15 protein-coding genes and 1 pseudogene are annotated in these 18,339 nt (G+C 70.7%); 8 read left to right on the top strand and 8 right to left on the bottom strand.

Annotation, left to right across the window (positions count from 1 at the left end):
- The first annotated feature begins 1,040 nt into the window (after positions 1-1,040).
- Together OJ254_RS00800 and OJ254_RS00795 are read left to right on the top strand one after the other, a co-directional pair.
- The gene (locus OJ254_RS00800; RefSeq protein ID WP_265360847.1) at positions 1,041-1,502 is read left to right on the top strand and encodes a hypothetical protein; all 462 of its coding nucleotides are present in this window, start codon (positions 1,041-1,043) and stop codon (positions 1,500-1,502) included.
- Positions 1,503-1,921: 419 nt separating this feature from the next.
- The gene (locus OJ254_RS00795; RefSeq protein ID WP_423835991.1) at positions 1,922-2,365 is read left to right on the top strand and encodes a hypothetical protein; all 444 of its coding nucleotides are present in this window, start codon (positions 1,922-1,924) and stop codon (positions 2,363-2,365) included.
- Positions 2,366-2,573: 208 nt separating this feature from the next.
- Here OJ254_RS00795 and OJ254_RS00790 read toward each other — a convergent pair whose 3' ends face one another.
- The 7 genes from OJ254_RS00790 to OJ254_RS00760 form a co-directional block, all read right to left on the bottom strand.
- Positions 2,574-3,899 (bottom strand): SUKH-4 family immunity protein, encoded by a 1,326-nt coding sequence (locus OJ254_RS00790; RefSeq protein WP_265360845.1) that lies wholly within the window; start codon positions 3,897-3,899, stop codon positions 2,574-2,576.
- Entirely contained in the window at positions 3,896-4,081 is a 186-nt protein-coding gene (locus OJ254_RS00785; protein WP_265360844.1) for a hypothetical protein, read from the bottom strand. Before OJ254_RS00785 ends, OJ254_RS00790 begins: the two co-directional genes overlap by 4 nt.
- Entirely contained in the window at positions 4,006-4,896 is an 891-nt protein-coding gene (locus OJ254_RS00780; protein WP_265360843.1) for a hypothetical protein, read from the bottom strand. Before OJ254_RS00780 ends, OJ254_RS00785 begins: the two co-directional genes overlap by 76 nt.
- Positions 4,896-5,054 carry a hypothetical protein gene (locus tag OJ254_RS00775; RefSeq protein ID WP_265360842.1) on the bottom strand — a complete coding sequence of 53 codons (159 nt, stop codon included), beginning with the start codon at positions 5,052-5,054 and terminating at the stop codon, positions 4,896-4,898. The genes OJ254_RS00780 and OJ254_RS00775 overlap by 1 nt, the downstream gene beginning before the upstream one ends.
- Positions 5,051-5,269 carry a hypothetical protein gene (locus tag OJ254_RS00770; RefSeq protein WP_265360841.1) on the bottom strand — a complete coding sequence of 73 codons (219 nt, stop codon included), beginning with the start codon at positions 5,267-5,269 and terminating at the stop codon, positions 5,051-5,053. The genes OJ254_RS00775 and OJ254_RS00770 overlap by 4 nt, the downstream gene beginning before the upstream one ends.
- A complete protein-coding gene (locus OJ254_RS00765; protein ID WP_265360840.1) occupies positions 5,257-6,030 on the bottom strand; it encodes a hypothetical protein in 774 nt (257 codons plus the stop codon). The genes OJ254_RS00770 and OJ254_RS00765 overlap by 13 nt, the downstream gene beginning before the upstream one ends.
- A gap of 469 nt (positions 6,031-6,499) precedes the next feature.
- Positions 6,500-6,904 (bottom strand): hypothetical protein, encoded by a 405-nt coding sequence (locus tag OJ254_RS00760; protein WP_265360839.1) that lies wholly within the window; start codon positions 6,902-6,904, stop codon positions 6,500-6,502.
- A 234-nt stretch (positions 6,905-7,138) separates the two neighbouring features.
- On the opposite strand from OJ254_RS00760, the gene OJ254_RS00755 reads away from it, so the two are divergent.
- Both OJ254_RS00755 and OJ254_RS00750 read left to right on the top strand, forming a co-directional pair.
- Positions 7,139-7,468 carry a hypothetical protein gene (locus tag OJ254_RS00755; protein WP_265360838.1) on the top strand — a complete coding sequence of 110 codons (330 nt, stop codon included), beginning with the start codon at positions 7,139-7,141 and terminating at the stop codon, positions 7,466-7,468.
- A complete protein-coding gene (locus tag OJ254_RS00750) occupies positions 7,465-8,235 on the top strand; it encodes a WXG100 family type VII secretion target (protein WP_265360837.1) in 771 nt (256 codons plus the stop codon). The genes OJ254_RS00755 and OJ254_RS00750 overlap by 4 nt, the downstream gene beginning before the upstream one ends.
- Positions 8,236-8,310: 75 nt before the next feature.
- Here OJ254_RS00750 and eccCa read toward each other — a convergent pair.
- Positions 8,311-12,266, bottom strand: a pseudogene (eccCa, locus tag OJ254_RS00745) (type VII secretion protein EccCa).
- Positions 12,267-12,520: 254 nt separating this feature from the next.
- On the opposite strand from eccCa, the gene eccD reads away from it, so the two are divergent.
- The 4 genes from eccD (at position 12,521) to OJ254_RS00725 (ending at position 18,316) form a co-directional block, all read left to right on the top strand.
- The gene (gene eccD, locus OJ254_RS00740) at positions 12,521-13,984 is read left to right on the top strand and encodes a type VII secretion integral membrane protein EccD (protein WP_265360836.1); all 1,464 of its coding nucleotides are present in this window, start codon (positions 12,521-12,523) and stop codon (positions 13,982-13,984) included.
- A 153-nt stretch (positions 13,985-14,137) separates the two neighbouring features.
- Positions 14,138-14,425 (top strand): 30S ribosomal protein S15, encoded by a 288-nt coding sequence (gene rpsO, locus OJ254_RS00735; protein ID WP_030414166.1) that lies wholly within the window; start codon positions 14,138-14,140, stop codon positions 14,423-14,425.
- Between the two features lie 292 nt (positions 14,426-14,717).
- Positions 14,718-16,940: a polyribonucleotide nucleotidyltransferase gene (locus tag OJ254_RS00730; RefSeq protein ID WP_265360835.1), complete on the top strand. Its 2,223-nt coding sequence runs from the start codon at positions 14,718-14,720 to the stop codon at positions 16,938-16,940.
- Positions 16,937-18,316 (top strand): M16 family metallopeptidase, encoded by a 1,380-nt coding sequence (locus OJ254_RS00725; RefSeq protein WP_265360834.1) that lies wholly within the window; start codon positions 16,937-16,939, stop codon positions 18,314-18,316. The genes OJ254_RS00730 and OJ254_RS00725 overlap by 4 nt, the downstream gene beginning before the upstream one ends.
- Positions 18,317-18,339 lie beyond the last annotated feature (23 nt).

Below are 18,339 nucleotides of genomic sequence, written 5' to 3'. Positions count from 1 at the left end.
CCGTTTTTCGGCGCGTCCGCTCTGACTCTTAGCGTCTGACTCTTGGCGCGAGTTTAGCGTTCCCAGGTTAGGTGAACCGAACGCAGGCCTGTCAAGGCGGGTGATCCTGCGGTGGATTCAAGGGAATGTCTTTACTCGGCGCCGTGGAGGTTCCGTGAAAATTGGCCTGTCTATGGCATTGGTGGCACATGCCGCATAGCGGCATAGCGGTATAGCGGCATTGTGAGGGAGGGGAGGGGGCGTCGGCCTGCGTCCCAGGGGCCTGGGGAGCGAGGGCGTGGGGGAGCGGGGGCGAGAGGGTGGCTGACTGCTCGGCCAGGCCCGGGGCAGCCTCACGCACGTACCGCACCAGGTGGCCTGCCAGCCGGCTGCTGTCGCCCCGCTGTTGAATAAGATCCACTTTGCGCGCATGTCCACTACAGGGGGACTGGGATCGTGGCGGAACAATTCAGCGCTGCCGCAGGAGCTTTAGGACAGTTCACCCAAAGCTTCAGACCAGCGTGAGCTCCGACCGGAGTGGCGAGAAGGTGCGTGCGATATGCAGCAGAGAGCCTCGCCGACGTCCTGAAGATACGCAAGCCGGCCAAGAAGGTGTCCAAGGTGGAGCGGTACAATCCGCTGACCTGGAAGCACCTCAAGGAGGCTGGTGAAGCGGAGGAGTTCGCCATCTCCCGGAGCGCCAGGACGACGCACGAGGCGATCGAGCACGGTGTCGAGAAGAACGAGCAGGCGTTGAGCGGCGAGACGTTGAGCGGCGAGCGGCTCCCAGTCCGGGTTCCGGCGGCAGTGGGCAGGGTGGCGCGGATGCTCCCGGCAGCCACCACTCGTCGCACCCGTCGTCGCCACCGGACTTCGACCCGTCGCCCACCACACAGGACCCGCACAGGACCCGCTCAGCCGCTCTCGCGAACCGGCAGTCGAGAAGAACCCGCGGCTGGTCGTGCGCCCGGCGGCGGTCCAGCAGTCCCGCCATCCCGACAACCCCTTCGGCTGACGCCCCACGTCGGCTGACGCCCGCCCGACGAGAGGAGCCGCGCCGTATGAAGCCGGAGTACCGCGACTGCTTCCTGTCGTTTCTCCAGCCGGGCGAACGGCTGGTCATCGCCTGTGACTACTTCGCCAACGCTGCGCTGCCCTCCGTCCCCGCCGAGCTGCGCGCTCCGACCGTTCCGCAAGCTCCGTCGGCGATCGAGGAGCGGGTACGGGGTGTGCTGGGCGGCGCAATCGGCGCGGTGGCCCGTCCGCTGGGAGCGGTGACCAACAGCCGGCTGGCCAACAGCCGCCTGACCAACAGCCGCCTGGCCAACAGTCCGTTGGCCCGAGCCATTGGGCGGGTCGGCGACCGGGTGGAGCGCACGGTGGATGCTCTGGACCACGTCGCCGACCACGCCGTCGAGAAGGCGATCTGGGGCACTGTCATGGACGGCGGCTGGAACAGCACGGCCGGCCGCTTCCTCGTCGACCTGACGAACGCCGGGGTACCCCACGGCGGCAGGCGATGACCGACAGCCGGTTGATCCTGCTCGTGGACCGCAACACGAGTTGGCGCGACACCACACCGCGGTGGGACTTCGGGTGGCGGTGCCTCGTACGGACATCGCTCGGATCAATCCGCACCCCAAGGCCGTGGGCGGCCGGGGACGGTTCGACGTCGGCTTCACCGACGGTTCATGGATCGCCCTTGGCAGCGCGGTACGCACGCATATGGAGGCATTCGTCAGTGCATGGAACCGAGGTGCATGAACCGCTCATGGACGCACCCCGCAAGGAAGAGCCCGAGCCCGGCAAGGGAAAGCCCGAGCCCGGCAAGGAAGAGCCGGAACCCGGCAAGGGAAAGCCCGTTTCCGAGGACGGCAAACCGGTTTCCCGGGACGACAAGCCCGTTTCCGAGGACGGCGAGCTCGTTTCCGATGAGGGAGAGATCTCGCCCGGCGGGGGAGAGACCTCGTCCGGCCAGGGAGAGATCTCGCCCGACGAGGGAGAGACCTCGTCCGACCAGGGGGAGACCCCGTCCGACACGGAAGAGGCCCCGTCCGACGACGAAGAGCTCGCTCCCGACGGAGAAGAGGGCGACTCCGACAGCGAAGAGGCCGAGTCCGAGAATCGCGTGGGGCTGACCCCACGTCAGGCGCGGCGGATACGCATCGTCCTGGCCTCGGTGCTCATGGCCACTATGGCGGTGGTGCTCGTGGTGCGCCTGGCCTCGCGTACGTCGGTGCTCGTGGTCGGGGTGTACGGAGCCGCGCTGGTGCTCTGCGGGGTGGTGATCGAACTCAGCCGGCACGGGCGTACCCGGCTCGGCACCTGGCTGTTGGGCATCGGTCTGGCGGCCGCACTGGCCGCGGACTGGCTCCTGCTGCCGTAAGTACGGAGCCCTGGAGGAACCTGGCGCACCCCCCGAGCGGGCTCGGGGGATGCGTACGGGGATACGCGGGGGACGCGCGAGAGGAGCGGACGGGGCCCAGCGCCCGGAACCATGGCACTCCCGGAACCATGACCCCGGGAACCATGGCACCCCCGGGCCCCCGGGCCCCGGAACGTCCGCGCCCCGGAACCCCGTCCCACTCCTCCCCTCAGAACAACCCGTGCCACATCTGCTCGATCACCAGCGACCACCAGTTGCCGGGGTCGTCCAGTGCCCAGGAGTCGATCGCCGCGATCTGCTCCTGGAAGGCCGCCACCGCCGTGCCCGCCGTTGCCGGGTCCAGGCCCTGCATCTCCTGGCGGGTGGTGGTGAGGAGGGCCAGGGAGCGGAGGTAGGCGGAGGCGGTGCGGTTGACGAAGCGGCCGCCGCCGGAGGAGGGCTGGACGGCCCAGACGGTGCCGATCAGGTTCTGGTTGGCCTCCGGGGCGGTGCACTGGACGGCGATGGTGTAGAGGCCGTCGGTGCCGATCCGGACGTAGCCGGCCAGCGTTTCGAGCGTCTGCTCCTTGGCCTGCGTGCCGATCTCCCGGAGGTGGGTCGCCACGTCGGGGAACAGCCCGCCGGCGGGCGGGGCGTCGGGGCGGTCGGCCGTGAAGAAGTACGGGACCTGGGACGGGAGTCCGGCCCAGACCAGGGTGTTCCTGGTGGCTTCGGGCAGCTGGGTCGCGGCCAGGTCGTCGGCGTCCGGGCGGCGGATGCCCTCGGGGCCGTAGACCTCCACCAGGTGCTTGCCGAGGGCCACGTCCCGCATCTGCGGCGCCGGCTCGACGCGCTCCGGCACCGGCACCCGGTGCGGCCGCGGCGGCGGCTGCTGGCCCGCCAGTTGGTGCATCATCTCGACGTGCCGCAGCAGCCCCGCGACGCCCTCGGCGCGCTCCTCGGGGCGCATGCCGTAGCCCTCGGTGCAGGAGAACGAGGCGTTGGGGAACGCACGGAGGACGAAGTCGCCCGGGTAGCCGCCGGGCAGCAGGGCCGGGCGCAGGTCGGTGTGGACCGCGCGGACGGCCGCGGGGTCCACGCCCAGCCGCCGCAGCTCCTCGTACAGCTGGTACTCCGCGGGCGGCAGGCCGGGGGCCGAGACGCGGGCGAGGCTGGTCTCCTCGCCGGTCGCGGGGTCGTCGAAGGTGGCGACGGCGGTGTTACCGGGGCCGGTGACCGGCGGCCGGGCGGGTTCCGCCGGGGCCGCGCCGCCGCCGTGCTTCTGCTGGTACATCCGCACGACCTCGTCGACCGGTACGGACGGCCAGACCGTCAGCTCGCCGGAGGCCCGGTCGACCACGCCGCAGGCGGTACCGATCTCGGCGGGCGGGCGGCGCTGCCCGGTCTCCGGGTCGACCTCCGGGGGCGGCGGTACGGCCCACACCACCCAGCCGAGGTCGAACTCCTGCATGGCGACCTCACGCGGCGGGCCCTGGTGTCCCTCGGGGTTGAGCCAGCGGGCGGCGGTGGCGTGTGCCTGCGCCTGGGTGATCACGAGTGGTCTCCTTCGAGGCCGTGGGAAGCGTCGGCGTCAGTGGTGCCGGCGCGCTGGGCCGGCACGGTGGGGGCGGCGGGGGCGGCCGCGAGGATCTGCCGGGCGGTCACGCCGCGCTCGGTGGCGATGACGAGCACACCGTCCGCGGAGAGGTCGGCGCCGGTGATCGGGGTGTCGGACACCAGCGCGGCCACCACCTCCTGGGTCGCCCGGGCCCAGACCCGCAGGTAGTCGGCGCCCCGGCTGAGCCCGAAGGGCGCCTCGGCCCGCTCGTCCTCCGTGGGGCGCAGCACCTGCGCGGGGTCGGCGTCGAGGAACTCCGGGGTCCGAAGGTCGTGCAGGAGGATCGCCTGGCCGCCGGGCCGGGGGCGACGTCCGGCGCGCCCGCCCCGTCCGCGCCCTCTGTGGTGTCCGGCTCGGGTCCGGTGCCGTCCGTGGGGGACGACACCGTACGGGAGCCGGGAGTGTCCTCGGGGACGACCAGGGCGACGACGGGACGCGGGCCCGCGCCCTCCTGGGGGAGGGTGCCGGTCGTCACCGCGCGGACGCCGGGCAGCGGTGCGCTCCAGAGCGTCCGCCACGGCAGCCGGAAGCCGCGGGTGTGCAGCGCCTCGGCGTACGGCGTCAGCCCGTCCTCGACGAACGCGGTCTCCAGGAAGGCCGCCCGCATCTCGGCCGGAGCCTGCGAGCGGGTGAGCAGCGGAGCCGTGCGCAGGTACGTACGGGCCGGTGCGCCCAGCGCTTCCAGCGGGACGGCCTCGATGGCGGCCCGCAGGACCACCGGGTCGGCGTGCGCGAACAGGCCCGGGTCGGTGAGGAGTTGGGGCAGCAGACCGGCTTCGAGGGTGTGCGCCGCGAGGTGGTCGCGCAGGTACGGATCGGCCTGCGCCCAGTCCTGCTGGGGGACCGCCTCCAGCAGCGCCATGGCGATCCTGGTCTGGGCGTCCCGGACGTCGGGCAGGCCGGCGCGGATCTCCTCGGCGAGGGCGGGGTGCATCAGGCGGAGCAGCGACCGGCCGGGCCCGGCACCGGGGGCGTCCGTGGCCCCTCGCCGTCCGCCGCCGAGCCGTCCGCCGCGTCGTCGTCCGCCCCGGCCTCGACCGGCTGGATGAACGGGGCGGCCAGCAGCATGCCGTCGGCGATGTCCTGGCTCATGTCCCGTCCGGCGACGGCGCTCGCCAGGGGACCAGCAGCTGGACCGGCAGGCCCTCGCCCTCGGCGAACGCCAGCGGGGCCAGCATCAGCCGCAGGGTCTGCGGGTCGGCGCCCAGCCGGCGGGCGTGCACATCGAGTGCCTCGCCCACGCTGCCGGGCAGCAGGTCGGGGTCCGCCGGGTCGAAGCCCTCGGGCTGCATGATCAGCGACTGCACCGCCAGCTGGACGGTGAGCCGGCTGCCCGCCGCGCGTCCGGCCAGCGCCTCGGCGAGCGCCCGGCGGGCCGACGGGTCGGTGGTGTACGGGAGTTCCGGGGCGCCGGTGCCCGGGTCGAGCGCGGTCTCGGCGTGCAGCACCAGTCCTGCGGGGTCGGCCCACTCGGGCGCGTCGAGATCGATGACCTGGACCTGCCCGGACGGCAGCGCCCGGCGAGCTCCGCGGCCAGTTCCCGCGGGACGTCGGCGAGCAGCTGAACCGTTTCGACGGCGGCGAGCGGGGCGAGCACCTCCCGTACGAGGCGGGCCGGCTCCTGGGCGGCGCGCACCGGGCCGGCCCGGTCGACGTCCGGCACCACGACCGTCACCGTCTCCTCGCGCGCGGCGAGTTCGGTGAAGACGTCCTCGGTGCGGCCGGCCCGCAGGCCGAAGTGGTCGGCGATGAGCCACAGCACCTGCGCGGCGGTACGGCCCTCGGGGCCCGGTACGGCCGGCGGCGGCAGGTCCGGCGGCACCGTGGCCGGGTCCAGCTCGTCCAGCGGCAGCTGCTTGCGGTAGTCGGGATCGCACATCATCAGGAAGCCGGTGATCAGGCGGGACCGCCCGCTGCCCGGGTTTCCGGTGAGCACGATGACGCGCGGCGCACCGGGCCAGCGCATGCGCCAGGCCGACAGGGCGCGCAGCACGGCGGTGCGGCCGCCGATGTACGGATGCGGAGCGTATCCGGCCGTTCGGGCGTTTCCTTCATCTGAGGCGCTCATGGCTTCCTCGTCCCCCATCAATCCCGCCCTCCACCTTCGTGGATTCCTGCGTTGTACCGGCTTACCGGTTCGATCCTATGATCCGGGCCGCGTGTGCGGGACGCCGCGGGTCCGGCTGTGCCGGAACTGGAACACGCAGGCCGGAGCGGGTGCACGGGCGGCATGCCAGGGGCGCGTGGGGCGCCGGTGAGGGCGGGGGCTCCTGCGGCCTCATCCGCCGGGTGCGTCCGCCGGTTGTGGAGAAATCGGGAGTGCTGGAAATGTCCTGTGGAGAAAGAAGCAGATCAATGCCCGAAATTCCCGGGTATTGATCTGCTTCGTTCGCTCCGCGCACCCCGGGTGCTTTGCGTGACGCCGCAATACGGCACGACGCCGCAATACGGCGCAAGCCCGCACACGCACGCCCAAGCCCTTGGAAGATCCCGGTAATTCGCTCCGGGGCCGGTCAGGGACGGCGGCGGCGAACCGATCAGCCGCGGTGGCCGCGACCGCCGCCGCGCCGCGAGCCGGTGACGATGTTGCCCGACGGCCCGTCGCGCTCGGCGCGCTCCTGGTCTTCCTTCTCTTCCTGTTCCTTCTGCCAGGCGGCGAACTTCTCGCGCGACTCCTCGCGCTCGGCCATGGTCTGGTCCTCCGCGGCCCGCCGCATCTCGGTCAGCCGGTCACCGATGGCGTCCATGTAGCCCGGCGTCTGGATGGCGTCCTTCATGCCGATGCGGCCGGACAGCACCTCCTGGGCCATCTCCTGGAGCTTGCCGCCGACGTTGGGGTTTTCCGCGAGGACCTTCAGCGCCTTGCGCAGCCGATGCGCCTGCTCCGGATCCTGGGCGACGTCCATCAGGTCCTCGTCCTGGATCTGCCGCTCGTTGCTCATCCCTGCCCCCTCGACGTGATGGCACAGCAACCACGCGTGCTGCACCGGCGTCCAGAGTCTAATGACGGATGTGAACGCGTCGTCAAGGCGGGGGTTGTCGGTATTGCCGCATATTGCTCCGTATCCATTCCGCGGCCGGGCGCCCGGCCGGTTCACAGTGGGCTTCGGGGCTATTGCGGGTGTGCTAGACCTGAGGCGATGTTGGCAGGCAGCTGTCATTCAATTCGGGGAGAAATGATGTCCGACGAAGTCCGGCTCAGTACGGAGGAGTTGCACAAGCTCGGTGCCTCCTTCGGGATACGCGCGGAAGAACTGAGCCGGCAGTTGGCCGCATTCAGACGGCGGGCCGATGCCGAGGCGCTGCGGGACGGATTCGGCAGCGACGAGGCCGCCCGGCCGTTCCGCGAGCTCTACGAGCAGGCCGAGCACGCCCTGGTCCAGCTGCAGGAGCGGCTCGCCGAGGTCAGCAGCGGTATCAAGGAGACCGTCACCAACACGGAGGCGGCCGAGGACGAGCTGGTCGACACCCTGCGGAGCGTCGAGAAGATGCGGAGCGCCAAGTGAGCGGACGACGCAACCCCGAGGCCCTGCACGAAGCGGCGGCCGGCTGGCGGGAGATGGGCAAGCACCTCGACGGCATGGTCCGGGACCTGGACCGGCACGTCGGCACCGCGGCCGCGGCCAACTGGCACGGCCCGGCGGGCGAGGGGTTCGCCGCGGAGTGGCACCGCCTCAAGCGGTCCGTGGACGAGGCGCTGCCGGCCTTCGAACTGGCCGCGGCCGACCTGGAGAACGCCGCCGCGCAGCACCCCGACGACCACAAGGACGACCAGGACCACGGCGCCCCGCAGGCGCACAGCGCCTCGGGCGGCGGCCAGGGCTCGTCCGGCCCCCAGGTCGCCTACGGCTTCATGGCGCTCGGCCAGCTCGCCAACGGCCTCGGCGGCGCGTTCGGCAAGCGCGGCGGCAAGGGCGGCGGCCAGAGCTCGGTCCCGCAGCTACGGCACACCTGGGAGACCTCCACGGCCGCCCACGGGCCGGACCCGTTCGGACCGGCCCGGGACGGCGAGGCCGCGACCCGCGGCGGCGAGGGCCTCGCCAAGGGCGTACGGACCCAGCCGGCCGGCCCGGAGCCGGCGCCGGGCGCGGAGCGGGACCCAAGGCCGCGCCGGCCCCGTCCGCCGGCTCCACCACCTCCGGCGCGTCCGGCAAGAAGGACGCGCCGGCCCCGGCGGAGAAGAAGCCCGCGGAACCGGCCGCCCCCGATACCACCCAGCACGGCGCGTTCGGCTGACCGACCGGCCGCGCCGCCCGCAGCGGCCCGGCCGTAGCGCGCACCCCACACGAAACGGCGGTGGGGCGCCCCTCCCAGAGGGACGCCCCACCGCCGTTGCCGTGCTCGCCGGTTACCCGCCGTGGGCCGGCAGCCAGCCCGTCTGGACCAGCTGCGCACCCCGCTTGCGCGTGATGAACGTGGCCCGGCCGGGAGTCAGCTGCTGGCCCTTGATGTTGCCCATCAGCGGGCCCTCCGCCGGGTCGGCCGAAAGGATCAGACCCTGCGCACCGAGCTCCTTCGTACGCTGCATCACGGGCTCGAACGACGACCGTCCGGCGCCCGAGGAGCTGCGCGCGATGATCAGGCGCAGACCCAGGTCACGGGCGAACGGCAGGTACTCCAGCAGCGGTTGCAGCGGGTTGCCGCTGCTGGTCGCCACCAGGTCGTAGTCGTCCACGATCACGAACGCGTCCGGCAGGTCGTACCAGCTGCGGTTGCGCAGCTGCTCCGGCGTGACGTCCGGCCCGGGCATCCGGCGGCCCAGCGAACCGGCCAGTCCGCTGATGACCTCCTGCAGCTGCGGGCCCGCGGCGCAGTACTTGTACAGATGGCTCTCGGGGACCTCGCCGAGCAGCGCGCGCCGGTAGTCGGAGACCACCATCAGCGCCTTGTCCGACGGGTACCGCTCGGCGATCTGCTTGGTCAGCAGGCGCAGCAGCGACGACTTGCCGGACTCGCTCTCGCCGTAGATGACCAGCAGCGGGTCGGTCTCGAAGTCGATGAACGCCGGCGACAGCGTGGTCTCGTCGACACCGATCGCGATGCCGTGCTCCGGGTAGTCGCTGCCCTTGGGCAGCTCGGCGGCGTGGAGCATCGTCGGCAGCATCCGCACCTTGGGGGCGGGCGCGCCCTGCCAGTGCTCCTTGACCGTCGACACCAGGTTGGCGATGCCGTCGCTGATCGTCTCCGGGTCGCTCATCCCGTCCAGACGCGGCAGCGCCGAGAGGAAGTCGAGCTTCTCCGGGGACAGACCACGGCCCGGCTTGCCCATCGGGACGTTCTCCGCGCGCTTGCGGTCGAACTCCGACTCCATCGGGTCACCCAGGCGCAGCTCGACGCGGTTGAGGAGCTGGTCGCGCAGCGCCGGGCGGACCTCGGTGTAGCGGGCGGCGCCGAGGACCAGGTGGACACCGAAACCGAGACCGCGCGCGGCGATGTCCAGGATCACCGGGTCGAGCTGCTCGTAATCGGTCTTGAAGGTTCCCCAGCCGTCGATGATCAGGAAGACGTCGCCCCACTTCTCGTCGGGGAAGGCGCCCGCGGCCCGCCGCTGGCGGTAGGTCGCGATCGAGTCGATGCTGTTCTGCCGGAAGAACTCCTCGCGCTGGTTGAGGATGCCGACGACCTCGGCGACCGTACGGCGGACCTTCTCCGCGTCCAGACGTGAGGCGACCCGCCGACGTGCGGCAGGTCCTCCATCGTGAGCATGCCGCCGCCACCGAAGTCGAGGCAGTAGAACTGCACCTCGGCCGGGGTGTGGGTGAGCGCGAACGCCGCGATCGCGGAACGGATCAGGGTCGACTTGCCGGACTGCGGACCACCGACGACCAGACCGTGACCGGCACCGGCGGAGAAGTCCAGGTACATCACGTCACGACGCTGCTCGAACGGCTTGTCCACCAGCGCGACCGGCACCACGAGCTTGCCGAGCGCGGTGTACTCCGCCGCGTGCACGCCCCGCTCGGGCGTGACCGCGAGCGCCGGCAGCAGCTGGTTGACGGTCGGCGCCTCCTCCAGCGGGGGCAGCCACACCTGGTGCGCCGGCGGGCCCTGGCCCTGCATCCGCTGGACCATGACGTCGAGCACGGTGTCGGCGAGCGCGTCGTCGATCTCCGGCTCCGTCGCCTCGACGACGGGCTCCTCGATGATCTGCTCGATGACCGGGGCCGCGGTGAACGGCACCGGCATCCGCATCGACCGGCCGCCGCTGCCGCCCCGGCCGCCGCCGCCCGGACCGCGGTAGGTACCGGACACGTACGCGGCCTTGAACTGCACCATCGTCTCGGTGTCGTACTTCAGGATGCCGGAACCGGGGACGTTCGGCAGGTGGTAGGCGTCCGGTACACCGATCGCGGTCCGCGACTCGGCCGCGGAGAACGTCCGCAGACCCAGCCGGTAGGACAGGAAGGTGTCCAGACCGCGCAGCTTGCCCTCTTCCAGACGCTGCGAGGCGAGCAGCATGTGCACACCCATCGAACGGCCGATACGGCCGATCTGGATGAACATCTCGATGAAGTCCGGCTTGGCGGCGAGCAGCTCGGAGAACTCGTCGATGATCATCACCAGCGAGGGCAGCGGGTCCAGCGGGGCACCCGCGGCACGCGCCTTCTCGTAGTCGGTGATGTTGGCGTAGTTGCCCGCGGAGCGCAGCAGCTCCTGGCGGCGCTGGAGTTCACCGGTGATCGAGTCGCGCATGCGGTCGATCAGCGTGACGTCCTCACCGAGGTTGGTGATGACCGCCGCGACGTGCGGCATCTCCGACATGCCGGTGAAGGTGGCGCCACCCTTGAAGTCCGCGAGGATGAAGTTCAGCGTCTCGGAGGAGTGCGTGACCGCCAGCGCCAGCACCAGCGTGCGCAGCACCTCGGACTTACCGGAACCGGTCGCACCGACACAGAGGCCGTGCGGGCCCATGCCCTGCTGGGAGGCTTCCTTGATGTCCAGCATGACGGGCTGGCCGTCGCGGTCGACGCCGATCGGGACGCGCAGCCGCTCGGCCAGCGTCCGCGGCCGCCAGGTGCGCGAGACGTCCAGGGACCCGGCGTCACCGATGTTGAGCAGGTCGGTGAAGTCCAGGGCGGACAGCAGCGGTTCCTCACCGTCGGCACCGGAGCCCGCCCGCAGCGGAGCCAGCTGACGCGCCAGCGCCTCGGACTCGGCGATCGAGAGGGTGTCGCAGACACCGTGGTAGACCGCGCCGCTGGCCGACTCCAGCACCAGCTTGCCCGGCCACACCTGGACGGCCAGACCACCGCGGATCTCGTCCAGGTCGCCCGGGACGACCTCGATGATGGTGACGCCCTGCAGGCCCTCGGCCCCGGCGATCACCGAGTCCATCGGCACCTCGCCGCCGTCCAGCACGATCACCACGTGCGGGGTGTCGGTGACCGGGGTGCCCTGCGGGTTGAACCGCCCGCGGCCCTCCAGCTCGTCCGCCAGCAGCTCCTCGACCTCGCCGAGGTCACCGACGACCAGCCGGCGGCTGCCCGCGCCGTCCGTGGTCTTGTCCTGCACCTGCGGCAGCCACTTCGTCCACTCCCACTCCGCCTGCGCACCGGGCGCCGCGACGACGGCCACGACCAGGTCCTCGGGGGAGTGCAGGGTGCACAGCTGCGAGAGGATGGAACGGGCCGAGCCGTAGACGGTGTCCGGGTCACCGGAGATCGTCAGGTGGTAGAAGGCGCGCAGCGAGACCGCGAGCGGCAGGTTGTCCAACTGCCCGTGCTTGTCGAGGAATTCCTTCATCGCGTGCGCGGTGAGCGGCTCCAGCTCGTCGACCGGGGCGGTCTCCGGAGCCCGCAGGGGGGTGGCCAGCTGCTGCGGCCCGAGCCCGAGACGCACCTGCCCGAAGTCGGGGTCGGAAGCCCGGCGTTCCCAGACGCGTTTGCCCTCCGCGACGATCGACCACAACTGGCTCGGATCGGGGTGGGTGAAAAGCTGTGCATCCCGCTGCTTACGTGCGGTACGCCGTACCTCTTTCCGCTTCTGCGCAAGGTACTTGAGGTAATCCTGGCGCTCCTGGACCATTTGTCCGGAAGGGCCTTGGCGGGCCTTGACGATCTGCATGATCGCCATTGCCAGCGTGGACGCCACCATAAAGCCACCCATGATTTTCATGAACGGCTGGTTGCCCATGAACAGGAATCCCGCGGAGGACGCCATACCCATCATGGGCATAAACGTCATGAAGAGGTTCTCCTGCTCACCTTCGCGGGGCAGCTCAGGCGGAGCCTCAAGTGTCACCTCCTCCGAGGGGACTTCAGGTGGCAGCGCGCGGGGCGGGCGCTTGACGATGACAACGCTCACCGAGGCATCAGTCCTTCATGCATCTCGCAGTCTCGGACCGCCCCCGTTGGATTCGACGGTCCCCCGAGCCAAGTCCTTGGCCCGAACCAGGCGTTGATCCTACTGTTAAGCGTCAAGACTCGGGGTGGGTGGGGCAGCCGCTGAATTGGACGGTACGCTGACGCCTCGCGAGCGTGCCACGGCCCCGCAGAGACGGCTCTATATATACGGCGCGCGAAGCGACAAAACGCCCAACGGATAGGGGGAACCGCCAGGTGAGCACGAGCACTGGCACCGGCTTTTGCCGGGTCACAGTCGCCGCGCCGGACGCACGGATCGACGTGGCACTGCCGGAGGACGTCGCACTCGTCGACATCTACCCGGAGATCCTGCGGCTCTCCGGACAGTCCCAGGCGGAGGGCGCACCCACCGGCTACCACCTCGTACGCCGCGACGGAACGGTCCTCGACGCCGGGCAGTCGCTCGCGCAGCAGCAGATCCTCGACGGCGACCTCCTGCTCCTGAAGCCGTTCGCCGAATCGCTGCCGCTCCCGGTCTTCGACGACGTCTCCGACGCCGTCGCCTCCGCGGTCAAGCGCAACCGCAGCCGCTGGAGCGACGACCTCATGCACACCCTCGGCCTCAGCGCCGGTGTGCTGCTGCTCGTCATGATGGCGTTCGCCCTGTGGTTCTCGAACCCGATGAACCGCGACATGCACCGCCTGCCCGGCATCATCGCCGGCGTCGTCGGCATCGTCCTGGTCGCCCTCGCCGGCGTCCGCGCCCGGGTCTACGACGACCACGGCTCCTCCATCGCCCTGGGCCTGTCCGCGCTGCCGCACCTGCTCATCGCCGGCTCCGGCATCTTCCCGGTCGACGACGGCGCCGGCCCCGGCCGGCTGCACCTCCTCGTCGGCTGCGTGACCGTACTCATCGCATCCGTCCTCCTGGTGGTGCTGCTGCCGCGCGGTGACGCCCCCTTCGTCGCGGCCGCCTTCCTCTCCGCCATCGGCACCCTCGCGGTCTTCGCCGCGATCCTCACCGACGCCCAGCCCCGCGAGGTCGCCGCCGTCACCGCCGTCGTCGCCATCGCCATGGTCGCCTGGCTCCCCGGCCTCTCCGCCCGCTTCGCCCGGCTGCCCATCGGCTACCGCTCCCCGGACCAGATCGCCAAGGGCTCCCTGGACAACGGCGGCGAGACCGAGTCCGTCGACTTCATCAAGATCGGCAACCAGGCCAAGCGCGGCCACGAACTGCTGCTCGGCCTCGTCGCCGGCTGCTCCGCCCTCGTCGTCGGCTCCGCCGGTATCGTCCTCGGCTTCTCCGACAACATGTGGGCCCAGCTGCTCGCCCTGGCCGCCGGCATCACGATCATGCTGCGCGCCCGGCTCTTCGACTACACCGCGCAGGTCGCCTGCCTGACCATCGCCGGCATCCTGACCATCGTCCTGCTCATCCTGGGCATCGCGCTGCACCCGCCGCAGGACATCTTCGTGGACCTCCTGCAGTACCAGGACGCGGGCCCGCTCAACATCCGCACCGTCTGGTTCTCCACCAGCATCGCGGTCGGCGCGGCCGTCCTCGTCGGCGTCGGCCTGGTCGTCCCCCGCAAGGGCGTCACCCCCTTCTGGGGCCGGATCTTCGACATCTTCGACGGCCTCGTGCTGCTGTCCCTGGTGCCGCTGTGCCTGGCGGTCCTCGACGTCTACAACACCGTGCGCGGCCTCACCGGCAACTAGCGCCGCCCCCGCTCACGGCCACGGCCCCCCGACCACCCGGTCGGGGGCCGTTTGCCAGCTGGTACGCTGTGTGACGGCCCGGCCGAGTCATCCAAGGATTCCCTGTGAAGCAGACCAGGGACGCTCGACGGCCCAGACCCCAAGGAGTACCGCGTGTCGCTCGACGCCGCTACGAAGAAGCAGATCATGGCCGAGTTCGCCACCAAGGAGGGTGACACCGGCTCCCCCGAGGTCCAGGTCGCGCTGCTCTCCCGCCGCATCTCGGACCTGACCGAGCACCTCAAGACCCACAAGCACGACCACCACTCCCGCCGTGGTCTGCTGCTGCTGGTCGGCCAGCGTCGCCGCCTGCTGCAGTACCTGGCGAAGAAGGACATCACGCGCTTCCGCGCGCTGGTCGAGCGCCTGGGCATCCGCCGCGGCGCGGCGGGCGCCAAGTAAGACGCCGTAAAGGGAGCGGTTCCCACCGGGGACCGCTCCCTTTGCCATACGCACCGGATGTCCGTGCCACCACATGGCGGACGGAAGCTTTGTACTCTGGTGCCATATCGCAAAAGTGAACGCGGTAGGAGCGCCTCCTGGCCGCCGGTCCTCGGTAGTGGCCCCGGACGATCCATGGACACCATGCGCCATCACTCCGGGTGCTTCGATCGAAGACCGGCCCGCACCGGCGCTCCACCGAAGACGGTCTGCCGCCATACGGGCAGCAGACGCAGACGAGGAGATATTCCTGGTGGAGAACGAGACCCACTACGCCGAAGCCGTGATCGACAACGGCTCCTTCGGCACCCGCACCATTCGCTTCGAGACGGGCCGCCTGGCCAAGCAGGCCGCCGGCTCCGCCGTCGCGTACCTGGACGACGACACCATGGTGCTGTCGGCCACCACCGCTTCGAAGAACCCGAAGGACCAGCTGGACTTCTTCCCGCTGACCGTCGACGTCGAGGAGCGGATGTACTCGGCCGGGAAGATCCCCGGCTCCTTCTTCCGTCGTGAGGGCCGCCCCTCCGAGGACGCCATCCTCACCTGTCGCCTGATCGACCGCCCGCTGCGCCCGTCCTTCAAGAAGGGCCTGCGCAACGAGATCCAGATCGTCGAGACGATCATGGCGCTCAACCCCGACCACCTCTACGACGTGGTCGCCATCAACGCCGCCTCCTGCTCCACGCAGCTGGCCGGCCTGCCCTTCTCCGGCCCCATCGGCGGCACCCGCGTCGCCCTCATCAAGGGCCAGTGGGTCGCCTTCCCGACGCACACCGAGCTCGAGGACGCGGTCTTCGACATGGTCGTGGCCGGCCGGGTCCTCCCGGACGGCGACGTCGCGATCATGATGGTCGAGGCTGAGGCCACCGACCAGACCATCCAGCTGGTCAAGGACGGCGCCGAGGCCCCCACCGAGGAGGTCGTCGCCGCCGGCCTGGAGGCCGCCAAGCCGTTCATCAAGGTCCTGTGCAAGGCCCAGTCGGACCTGGCCGCCAAGGCCGCCAAGCCGACCGGCGAGTTCCCGATCTTCCTCGACTACCAGGACGACGTCCTGGAGGCCCTCACCAAGGCCGTCAAGGACGAGCTCGCCCAGGCGCTGACCATCGCCGGCAAGCAGGAGCGCGAGACCGAGCTGGACCGCGTCAAGGGTCTGGCCGCCGAGAAGCTGCTGCCGGAGTTCGAGGGCCGCGAGAAGGAGATCTCCGCCGCGTACCGCTCGCTGACCAAGACCCTGGTCCGTGAGCGCGTCATCAAGGAGAAGAAGCGCATCGACGGCCGCGGCGTCACGGACATCCGTACGCTCGCCGCCGAGGTCGAGGCGATCCCGCGGGTGCACGGCTCCGCCCTGTTCGAGCGTGGCGAGACCCAGATCCTGGGCGTCACCACCCTCAACATGCTCCGCATGGAGCAGCAGCTGGACACCCTCTCCCCGGTGACCCGCAAGCGCTACATGCACAACTACAACTTCCCGCCGTACTCCACCGGCGAGACCGGCCGCGTCGGCTCCCCGAAGCGCCGCGAGATCGGCCACGGCGCGCTCGCCGAGCGCGCGCTGATGCCGGTCCTGCCGACCCGCGAGGAGTTCCCCTACGCGATCCGCCAGGTGTCCGAGGCCCTCGGCTCCAACGGCTCGACGTCCATGGGCTCGGTCTGCGCCTCCACCATGTCGCTGCTGAACGCCGGTGTGCCGCTCAAGGCCCCGGTCGCCGGTATCGCCATGGGCCTGATCTCCCAGGAGATCGACGGCGAGACCCACTACGTCACCCTCACCGACATCCTCGGTGCGGAGGACGCCTTCGGCGACATGGACTTCAAGGTCGCCGGCACCAAGCAGTTCGTCACCGCCCTCCAGCTCGACACCAAGCTGGACGGCATCCCGGCGTCCGTCCTGGCCGCGGCCCTCAAGCAGGCCCGCGACGCCCGTCTGCACATCCTCGACGTGATGATGGAGGCGATCGACACCCCGGACGAGATGTCCCCGAACGCCCCGCGGATCATCACCGTCAAGATCCCCGTGGACAAGATCGGCGAGGTCATCGGCCCCAAGGGCAAGATGATCAACCAGATCCAGGAGGACACCGGCGCCGAGATCACGATCGAGGACGACGGCACCATCTACATCGGTGCCGCCGACGGCCCGGCCGCCGAGGCCGCCCGCGCCACGATCAACGGCATCGCCAACCCGACCATGCCGGAGGTCGGCGAGCGCTACCTGGGCACGGTCGTCAAGACCACCACCTTCGGTGCGTTCGTCTCCCTGCTCCCGGGCAAGGACGGCCTGCTGCACATCTCGCAGATCCGCAAGCTCGCCGGTGGCAAGCGCGTGGAGAACGTCGAGGACGTGCTCGGCGTCGGCGCCAAGGTCCAGGTCGAGATCGCCGAGATCGACCAGCGCGGCAAGCTCTCCCTCATCCCCGTGATCGAGGAAGAGGACGCCGCCAAGGAAGACAAGAAGGACGACGCCGACAAGTGACGTCCCGTACGCACACGACGACGGCCCGCACCTCCACGGAGGGGCGGGCCGTCGCCCGTACCCAAACGCTTCTCAAGGGCACCGCGGGCGCCGGCACGGTCCGCCGCACCACCCTGCCCGGCGGCCTGCGCATCGTCACCGAGACGCTGCCCTCGGTCCGCTCCGTCACCTTCGGCATCTGGGCGCACGTCGGCTCCCGCGACGAGACCCCGGCCCTGAACGGCGCCACCCACTACCTCGAACACCTGCTGTTCAAGGGCACCGAGCAGCGCAGCGCACTGGACATCTCCTCGGCCATCGACGCGGTCGGCGGCGAGATGAACGCCTTCACCGCGAAGGAATACACCTGCTACTACGCGCGGGTGCTCGACACCGACCTGCCGCTCGCCATCGACGTGGTGTGCGACATGCTCACCGGGTCGCTGATCGAGGCCGAGGACGTGGACGCCGAACGCGGCGTCATCCTCGAAGAGATCGCGATGACCGAGGACGACCCGGGCGACTGCGTGCACGACCTGTTCGCCCACACCATGCTCGGTGACACCCCGCTCGGCCGCCCCGTCCTGGGCACCGTCGACACCGTCAACGCCCTCACCGCCGAGCGCATCCGCCGTTTCTACAAGAAGCACTACGACCCCACCCACCTCGTCGTCACCGCGGCCGGCAACATCGACCACGCCAAGGTCGTCCGCCAGGTCCGCCGCGCCTTCGAGCAGGCCGGGGCGCTCGACCGGACGGACGCCACCCCGGTCGCACCGCGCTCCGGATCCCGCGCCATCCGCACCGCCGGCCGCGTCGAACTGCTCAACCGCAGGACCGAACAGGCCCACGTGGTCCTCGGCGTCCCCGGCATGGCCCGCACCGACGACCGCCGCTGGGCCATGGGCGTACTGAACACCGCCCTCGGCGGCGGCATGTCCTCCCGCCTCTTCCAGGAGATCCGGGAGAAGCGGGGCCTCGCCTACAGCGTGTACTCCTACACCTCGGGCTTCGCCGACTGCGGCCTGTTCGGCGTCTACGCGGGCTGCCGCCCCAACCAGGTGGACGACGTCCTCAAGATCTGCCGCGACGAACTCGACCAGGTCGCCGCGCACGGCCTCAGCGACGACGAGATCCACCGCGCGATCGGCCAGCTGCGCGGCTCCACCGTCCTCGGCCTGGAGGACACCGGCGCCCTGATGCACCGCATCGGCAAGAGCGAGCTGTGCTGGGGCGAGCAGATGTCGGTCGACGACATGCTCGCCCGGATAGCGGCCGTCACCCCCGACGAGGTGCGCGAGGTGGCCCGCGAGATCCTGGGCCGGCGCCCCTCGCTGTCCGTCATCGGCCCGCTGAAGGACCGGCAGGCGGCGCGCCTGGACGACATCGTCGCCTAGCGCCGCACCCTTGGAACGGGGTC

The organism is Streptomyces endophytica (assembly GCF_026153355.1).
GTDB classification, from domain to species: Bacteria; Actinomycetota; Actinomycetes; order Streptomycetales; family Streptomycetaceae; genus Streptomyces; species Streptomyces endophytica.
Note: the sequence above shows the minus strand (reverse complement) of the source record. Positions and strands in the feature narration are given on the sequence as shown.